This is a genomic window from Lysinibacillus telephonicus, from assembly GCF_003966145.1.
Taxonomy (GTDB): Bacteria; Bacillota; Bacilli; order Bacillales_A; family Planococcaceae; genus Ureibacillus; species Ureibacillus telephonicus.
Window position 1 is genome coordinate 1 of record NZ_RXNR01000108.1, and the last position, 9,170, is coordinate 9,170.

General features: G+C 31.1%; 7 protein-coding genes. 2 read left to right on the top strand and 5 right to left on the bottom strand.

Going from position 1 to position 9,170, the window contains the following annotated elements:
- The first annotated feature begins 470 nt into the window (after positions 1-470).
- Both EKG35_RS19745 and EKG35_RS19750 read left to right on the top strand, forming a co-directional pair.
- On the top strand, positions 471-641 hold the full coding sequence (locus tag EKG35_RS19745; RefSeq protein ID WP_126296258.1) for a transcriptional regulator: 171 nt from the start codon (positions 471-473) through the stop codon (positions 639-641).
- Positions 642-956: 315 nt separating this feature from the next.
- The gene (locus tag EKG35_RS19750) at positions 957-2,660 is read left to right on the top strand and encodes a putative bifunctional diguanylate cyclase/phosphodiesterase (protein ID WP_126296259.1); all 1,704 of its coding nucleotides are present in this window, start codon (positions 957-959) and stop codon (positions 2,658-2,660) included.
- Between the two features lie 50 nt (positions 2,661-2,710).
- Here the strand turns inward: EKG35_RS19750 and EKG35_RS19755 are convergent, their stop codons facing one another.
- The 5 genes from EKG35_RS19755 to EKG35_RS19775 form a co-directional block, all read right to left on the bottom strand.
- On the bottom strand, positions 2,711-4,102 hold the full coding sequence (locus EKG35_RS19755) for a nucleoside-diphosphate sugar epimerase (RefSeq protein ID WP_126296260.1): 1,392 nt from the start codon (positions 4,100-4,102) through the stop codon (positions 2,711-2,713).
- Between the two features lie 272 nt (positions 4,103-4,374).
- Positions 4,375-5,286 (bottom strand): anti-sigma factor domain-containing protein, encoded by a 912-nt coding sequence (locus tag EKG35_RS19760; RefSeq protein WP_126296261.1) that lies wholly within the window; start codon positions 5,284-5,286, stop codon positions 4,375-4,377.
- Entirely contained in the window at positions 5,286-6,029 is a 744-nt protein-coding gene (gene sigI / locus EKG35_RS19765) for an RNA polymerase sigma-I factor (protein ID WP_126296262.1), read from the bottom strand. Before sigI ends, EKG35_RS19760 begins: the two co-directional genes overlap by 1 nt.
- 169 nt (positions 6,030-6,198) lie before the next feature.
- Positions 6,199-6,849, bottom strand: coding sequence for a hypothetical protein (locus tag EKG35_RS19770; protein ID WP_126296263.1), 651 nt, complete (start codon positions 6,847-6,849; stop codon positions 6,199-6,201).
- A gap of 296 nt (positions 6,850-7,145) precedes the next feature.
- The gene (locus tag EKG35_RS19775; protein WP_126296264.1) at positions 7,146-8,657 is read right to left on the bottom strand and encodes a tetratricopeptide repeat protein; all 1,512 of its coding nucleotides are present in this window, start codon (positions 8,655-8,657) and stop codon (positions 7,146-7,148) included.
- Positions 8,658-9,170: the final 513 nt, after the last annotated feature.

Below are 9,170 nucleotides of genomic sequence, written 5' to 3' on the forward strand. Positions count from 1 at the left end.
GCGGAAAGCGTCCGCCGAAACGGAAATCAACTAACTTATTCAAAAAGGGTTATTAATTTTATTTTAAAAGAAAAAAGACTGTAGGCAAACTCGAATTTTCGAGTTTGTCTACAGTCTGAACTCATGCAAATGCGTGAGTTTTTTTCTATTTATGAAAGTAAATAATTTGAATAGAAAGATGTCAGCACCAATATTCCAGGTACTATTCGTCATAAAGGAGATGGGTTTCTGAGCTAAAAAGCTTATCTAGTATAGGCATTTACCACAAGGTTTAGGCAAAAATGTCGATCGGAATTTGCAGATATTATGGGGAAAACACATTGTAAATTGATTGTTTAACCGACAGCACAGCAAAAGATTACTAATCTTTTAAATTTTTCAGAAAAATGTTTGACAAGTAAAACAAACTGTACTATATTAATTTCATAAATGCCAAACTGTTATAGTACAACTGAGAAAGGAAGATCTTTATGTCAATGTATCAAGAAGGCTATGAATATTATGTTTCTAAGTGCGAGGATTTTGGATTGCAACCAATCAATTTTTACTATTATGTACAACTATTATCTCAGGAGCAGCTTGATGCTTTTAACCAACAAGCTAAAGAATTGCAAGGGAGAATTCAATGTTTCAAAGGTTAATAATGCCGCAATTTAAAAAATGATTTGATATCCTGATATATTCTTATATCAAACGAGCCGAATAGAAAAGGGGACTTGGTTTTGAATAAGAAAGATATATTCTTTAACAACCTGCCTTCTAAATATGGCAAGGTTGTTTTTTAATATCACAAGAGCTTTCCTATAATTATTAAATCTATATGAGCACTTAAATCTCAACTATTTATTGCAAATTTCGACAATTGTCTATTATATATTTATTTTAAGTATTATAATATTTTAAATATAATACTTTCGAGTTGCATACTCTAAGTAATTGGTGATGGAGGAACTTTTGTGAAATATGAAAATGGTTCAACAAATACATCGTTGGAATATAGTTGTGAAGAATTAAAAGACATAAAAGCTGCTCTAGATGAATCTGTCATCCTGGCTGTAACAGATTCAGTAGGTAATATAACTGCTGTTAATGAACGCTTTTGTGAAATCTCTAAATACGCTAGAGATGAATTAATAGGTCAAAACCATCGTATTTTAAACTCTGGTTTCCATCCAAAAAATTTTTTTAAAGAAATGTGGAGAACAATTGGCAGTGGAAAGACATGGCACGGTGAAATTTGCAATCGTGCAAAAGACGGTTCACTTTATTGGGTTCAAACAACGATTGTTCCTTTTTTTAATGAAAAGGGAAAGCCATATCAATATATTTCAATTCGAACAGATATTACAGCACAGAAAAATATTAAACTTTTAACGTATTATGCAAATCATGATGATTTAACAGGATTACCAAATCGTCGAAATTTATCAAGAAGAATCAGTCAGCAAATTGAAATTTGCAATCACAACAAAACCAAATTTGCTGTATATTTTATAGATGTGAATCGTTTTCGCAAAATAAATGATGCATTAGGGCATAATGTTGGTGATTTATTTTTAGTTGAAGTAGCAGAACGCTTTAAGTCCATCGATCCATCAAAAAATTCCTTTTATCGGTTATACGGAGATGAATTTGTATTTATACTAGAAAATATAGACGAAATACATAATATGGCACAAAAAATAATGAAATTATTTGAAAAGCCGTTCCATTTTAATAATTATGAGTTTTATACAAGTGTTTGTATTGGTATAAGTATTTTTCCAGATCACGGTAGAGATATTGAAAATTTATTTATTAGTGCTGATATGGCCATGTATGCTGGTAAAAATAAAAGAGGCAATCAATACGTGGTTTATAAAAAGAATAATAATGGTATGAATGACCATGCTTTGATGCTTGAAACAAAATTGCATCAAGCAATTAAAAATAATATATTAGAGCTTCATTATCAGCCTAAAATAGATACGAAGTCTGAAAAGATGGTTGGAATGGAAGCATTGCTTCGCTGGTACGATGATGATTTAGGCAGTATCCCTCCAAATAAATTTATTCCCTTTGCTGAGGATTGCGGTTTGATTTGTGATATTGGGGAATGGGTGCTGCGAAATGCATCTTTGCAAATCGAAGAATGGAATGAACAATACCATCAAAATTTAAAAGTGGCCGTCAATATTTCACCAATTCAATTTCAGGAGCCAAATTTTATAGAAAGACTTATTAATATCCTAGAAGAAACAAATGTAAATCCATCATTTTTAGAAATTGAAATAACAGAATTAACCTTAATGGATAATGATGATTTTATTCATAAAATTAAGACAATGAAGGAATTAGGACTCACAGTTGCCATTGATGATTTTGGGACAGGTTATAGCTCATTAAGTTATTTGAAGAAGTTTCCTATTGATGTATTAAAAATTGATCGATCATTCATTGTTAATATGAGAGAAGGGGAATCAGGTATTGCAATGGTTGCTGCTATTATCTCTTTAGCACATGCTTTAAAAATGGAAGTTGTCGCTGAAGGTGTAGAGTTGAAAAGTGAACTGGAAATTTTAAGAAAATATAATTGTGAATATGTACAGGGCTACTACTTTAGTAAGCCATTAAATACGACAGATTTTACTAAAAAACTGGAACAAAAAATTTCGATATAAAAAAGAGGTGCCGTACATAAAGTCGTTTTACGACGGCACCTTCACCTATATTATTCACTTAATAAATTTTGAAGCCGTTCATATTCTTCGTTTCCAACAAAATCGTAATATTGGTAAAGTAAATCAGAATCAACTTTTATTGTATCTTTAAAGTTTAAGTAAAGCTCTTCTGTTAAATGACGAATGATGATAGGGACTGGTTTGTTATGATTAAATTGATTCATATGTTTTTTTATAAATGCCTCAGAAAGTTCGCACCATAAATTATAGCCTAGAGCTTCAAAATCAATATAATGTAAATGTTCATTGAGAAAATCTTCCGTTAAGTATGCATTATATTGACATGCTGTTGTCCAATCTAATTTCTCACGGTAGCGGTGCAGCCAATGAGGTTCAAGTACAGCACTGATGAGAGAAACTTGCTGTTTGGTATATTGATTAAATATTACATCCATCTCTTTATTGGTATGTTTTTTAAATCCATAATCATCATATATTTGGCTTGCTAGAGATGGAATTCCTTTCACCATATGTTCGCTGCCATACCATTTGTATTGACCACGATCATATTCGAAAAATTGGTAATCAAGAATTTCCTCTTCTTCATTATCATCCTCGTCATCTAAAAGATGCACTGTACTATACTCGCTAAAATATGTTTCATCTTCGATAAACATTTCTATTTCTTCTTCAAAATGTTCATTGATTTTTAGTTTTTGTCGTTTTAATTCATCAACAATATATTTTTTAAATGAAGCAGAAAGACGAGATAGAACAGGGTAGTTATATTGCAAAGATGAAACATCAACCTTATCTAGATGATCAATTAAGTATTTCTCGGTTAGTTGATCACAAGCATAACAAATATAAGCAAAATCTACATAATCAAGATATGCTTCAAATTCTGATGGATGGAGCTTTACAAGGTTATAGCGCCAAAAACAATAGTCATGAATAAACTTCTTAGTCAAATGTGGATTTGCATCAAGGATCTGATTCATATCAAGTTCATCAATAATTGGTCCTACATATGATGGGATGCAGTCAACGGAAAACCCTTCTGGAAAATTCAGCTTTTCTAACGTTTTTTTCGGGTTGAATTTTTTTCTTCTACTACGGTTTGTTTTAAAGCTATATGTGCCGATTGAACCGCGTTCATCAAGTAAAATATATGCTAATTCTTGTTTTTGATCTCTTGTTAACTTTATATTTTTTGGAAATTTAACAGACGCATAGTACGTAATATTCGCCATATCATAAAAAAACTTATAATCGCCTTCTGGAGTAAATTCAGAGCGTGACGTGTTTTTTTTCCAATATAATAGAGCCCCATTGATAGGGGGATAGTTTGAGAATTGTATATTTGCGATAGAAAAAATATTATGTGATAGAGATTCATCATAGACTGTTTTAATAAATTCAATATTTTTAATTTTTAGCATGCTTTACCTCCAATAAAACTATTATATACTTTTCAGACGAAAAACAGCAGTAAAAAGTGTCGATAAATAAGTATTATTACATATATTTCAATAAGAAAGCTTTGATTTGTCGAAAGGTCATTAAAGATGCTTTTATTTTAAGATTTGGAAGCAAAATACGCCCACTTTACAATAATATTTTGACTATGTGAAATATAGAACTAAATTGGTTTAAGAAATAAGAAGAAAATAGGGACCATAAATATCATATGACCCCCAACCTTGTTATTTTTCTATTTAATTGTATTTTCAGGATTTGTTTGGTTGCTCTGGTGATTTGGTTCATTTTTATGCTGGGAAGCTGGAGATGGTTGATCTTTTGTATTACTTTCCTTTGCTTCATTTTTATTGGATTTTTCAGAAGCGGGTGTTTCTTTTTCATTCCTAATTTTGTTTTGGTTTTCTTGTTGTTGCTGATTTGTTTGTTTTGCTTCGTTTTTCATTGGAAGTTTTTGATCTACATCTTTCGTTGTTGATTCTTGAACTGGAGTAGAATTTTTTTGCTTATTTTCTACTGCGGGTAACTGTTCTTTTTCTTCTATCTTTTGAATCTTTTTGTTATTTTGACTATCCGTCATATTTTTTTGATTCGTTTCATCTGTTGTAGTAGATTGATTTGTTTGTTTAGTTTGTATATCTTTAACAAATTTGTCGATTTGTTGTTTTAATTCATAGGAGTTTTCCTTTTCAAATTCTGTCGAAATCTCAATTTCTTCATTATTAGATGCCAGTTCATCGAAAGCCTTTGAGAGGGCATTTTCAATGGACAAACCTTGCCAATCCTCCTCACTTATAGACGTTTCGTCAAGTGATTGAACGGAAATAACAGTTCCCTTTTCACTAATCCCCAATTCAATTGATTGGCCGGCTTTTAATTGGATATAAGCGTAGGCACTATCCGGTTGAGGCAAGAGTGATGCTATAAGGAAAATCAGTAGTACTGCCGCAGCAAGAGCTGGCGCAAAGATATAAGTCTTGAACTTTTTCTTTTGAGGAAGGGAAGTTGCTGCTAAATAAAATTCTACCTCGTCGCCAATCTCAGGGTTGACAAGTAGGGGGATCCCGCTTAGAAATTCGCCATCAGCAGTCAAAAAAATGATTCTATTATTTTTCTTTTCGCATACAATCCCTCTATATGTGCGCATCATATAATTTCTCCTCTAACATAATCTTTAATAAAAATGAAGTCGCTGTTTAAAAGTAACACAACGGCTATAATATATTTTCTATGACGTTCTATAGTTTTCCTCGATACGTCTACCAATGATTCGAGTTGCTTTAATGGTAATCTTTTATTATCAAGTAAATACTGATAAAGTTCCTTTGAATCGGCAACAATTTGTGCAATTTGAAATGCAGTTTTTCTTGCATCTGAATGCTTTGGAGAAGATTTGGTTAGCTCCTCAAAAGTTAAATTAAATTCCTTAAGTAATTTTTTATAGTGCAGCAGTTCTTCTTTTCTAGATGCAGATTGCTGTTTTTCAGTATATGTATGTATTGATTTTTCATCAAGGATGAAATGTTGACCAGATGATTGTTCTGGGTCGGGTTCTAAAAGTACCCATTTTTCTGTTCTTGCAGTTTCTTTTCTTATGTAATCGATTAGCCGACGTTTAATAATTAAATGAGCAAAAGTTTGGAAAGAAGCTGTTTCAGTAGGGTCAAAAGCCATTATCGCTTCATGAAATCCATCCAAGGCTATACTAAATTCTTCATCGTGTTCATCAATGGCACGTTTACAAACAAAAGTTGCAGTTTTTTTTAGAAATGGGGTACTAGCAAAAAGGAGGTCATTCATAACCTCCTCATTGCCTGCTTTTGCCCTTTTTGCAAGCTCACTTATATTTGTTTTTGTTTTAAAAATTCCTTGAATAATTGACAAAAGCATATATACCCTCCGTTTTCACAAATCCGAATGCCTTTGATTTTATATGGCTTCTTGGAAAATGAAAAGTAGTTTTGATATTTTGAAATATTATTTTAACTTCACTATTAAAATGTTCATGGAAATGAAATATAGAAATGAGAATTTGGTTTTTTGGACGTTTTACGTATTTTTACTTGTTTTCTTTATTGCTTTCTTTTGTTTCTTTTTGTTGCTCTTTTAAGTTTTGTTTTTCTGATTTATGTTCTTCTTTAAGAGCTTTACGTTCAACTTTTTGTTCTTCTTGAAGTGCTTTTTGCTCAGCTTGTTGTTCAGTTTGAAGAGCTTTACGAACTTCTTTCGTAGATTTTTCGACTACTGGCGCTTCTGTTGCTGGTTGTTCAGTTGTTTTTTGCTCTTCAGTTTGCGTTTCTTGGAAAACTTCTTTGTTATCTTCCGCAACAGTTTGTTCTTCATCTTTTAATGCTTCTTGTTTTGCTTCAAACTTTGCAATAGCTTTTTCAGCATTACGTAAAATTGCAGCTTTTGCTGTTTCATTTCCAGCATTTTCATAAGCTTGTTTTAAAGCTACTAAGTTAGAAGAAGGGTAACCTTCTGGAATTTCAGGGAAAGCAGTATCTGTTGTTGTACCTGTATTTACCGTTGCAGAGTCATCAGTTGTAACAGTAATAGCTTTTCCATATTGGTGTGATGCAGCAACAGCTGCTTCTTCAGTTGATTTCTCATCTGCTTGGAATAATGTTTCGTCTGCCCATGCATAGCTGGATCCTGTAACTGCTAATGTTGCTACTAATAGTGCTGCACTTGTTTTTTTGAATTTCATGTTTCGTCACCTCATGGTTAGATTTTGTCCGACTATTGTTCCGGACACTCTATTATTCGTAAAATACTAGATTGTTTTTGGGGGTCGAATATAAAAAATAAAGATTACAAAACTATTACATCTTTAATATAACTGTTTACTTATAAAATTTAATGGGAAGGTTCAAAAAATGAAGGGGTTGTCTGATTAATTTAAGGTAAGAAAAGATCCCCAAAGATAAATAGTTTTTAACCAATTAATCTCAGGGGAATGTTTATATTTTATTCATTTTTTAAATGAAGTAAGAAGTTATTGAATTAATACATATTAATATCTGTAGTTGCGTAATGGCTCAAAAATTCTTTCATTACTTGCGTCTCTCTTATAGAGTCAAACATTGGATCTTCTATTACATATTCAGTATAGGAAGGATCAATTTTATATGCTTCATGTAAATATGAAACAGATTCATTAGGTTGATTATAGACGGATAATATTTGTGCTTTTCCATAATATCCATCAGGAAATTGCGGGAAATTTTCAATTACTTCTTCATAAACAGCTAAAGCTTCTGAATAGTTACCATAATAGGAAAGTAAATCTCCTTTATAAATAGGCCCTGAAATAGAAGGATCAATTGCAATTAATTTATCAAGATATTCAAGAGTCAATTTAAGGTTTCCACTATATTCATAGGCGTATACTAAATACCAATATGCATCCAAATCATAGGGAATAAATTTGAGATATTGATTAAAATTAAAAATGGAATCTGCATAGTTTTCTAAATCATAGTATGATACACCAAGCTGATAGTAAACAATCGCATTATCTTTATTAACTCCAATTTTATGAACTTCTTTATATGTATCTATTGCTTCTTCATATTTTCCTAATCCATAATAAGCATTACCGAGAAAAATATATTCACTTGTGTCATTCGGTTCAATTTCTAAAGATTTCTTATATAGTTTGACAGCTTCTTCATAGCGGCCAGTTTCTAACAATATCCAGCCTTTGTTGGCTAGTGCTGTGTCGTTTTCCGATTCCTTTTCTAAAACGGAATCTAATAATACTAAGGCTTCATCATATTCTTCTTTTTCAAGCAATTCATAAGCTTGGTTATTCTGATCTGAAATAATAGTACTTTTCTTGACCGTTAATAATTCAACGGAGCTAAAAATTAAAATACCGAATAATAAAATAAGAAAAAGGCTTGTAAATGAGTAAAAGAAAATTTTTGCTTTTTTAAACTGATTAATTTTACAAAAGCCAATAACAAAAACCAATACACTCCAACAATAAATTAATGTTTCTAAAAAAGAGAGCAACAAGTAAAGAGGCACTTTTTTTAAGCTATCTATTGAAGGAAATACTTCTTCTTTAAATAGGTCTAGTCCGAAGACATAAATATATATAACCCATATAGGTAAAAAGAGAAAAAGTGGGAAAGAGGCTAGTATATTTAGATTCAGAATTTGATTAAATGTCGCTTTTCCCCTAAATATTTTTCCGATTCCCCAAGCGAAGAGAGTACTTAGCATTAAAAAAATAAGACCAGATATTGGACCGAAAAGCATAGTGATAAAAAGAATTTGGGATAGCTCCAAAATTTCTCCAAAACTTTTAGTACTAAACTGTGATAATAATCGAGAGAATCCAGCGGTTATCGAGATAATGATAATAAAATACCAGCTTACTCTTTGAAGACCCCAAGCTTCTAATGTTTTGATAGGATGGGATAAAAAAGAAAACCATGTTATTTTAAATGTTTCTTCCGTAGGTTCATTAACCTCCTCCTGTAAATATTCATTCATCTTATCTTCCATATATTTTCCCCTTTATATAATTTTTCCTAAATATATCATAAGTTGAATTATAAATTTGAAGAATTTTGGAAAATAGGAAATTGAGAATCATATATAATTGAAAGTTGATATATTTTTGATTTTACAAGAAAAAAACTGTTATAAAAATATTTCGCTAAAATTATATAGGTATAAATTCCTGTGTAAACTTAAAAAACTGTTGAGTATTTAGTTTTTTTCTAACAAGGGATTAATACACCTTTTAAACTGTATAAATTGGAAATAAAGTATAAACAACTAAATAAGTAAAACCTTAATAATGAAACTATCAAAAAGTGGCATATTGAATGATTATATTGTTTAAATAGCAGGGGAATTATAAGTCATATCCGAACTAGTTTATTGTATTAATAACTAAGGAGCATTCCTGTTAGAAGGATTTTCAGGGTCTTGAAATAAAAAAAGCCCTCTAGTATGATGCATGAGTGTCAACAGCCATTGACCCATCATCACACAGGAGGACTCCGTCTATGA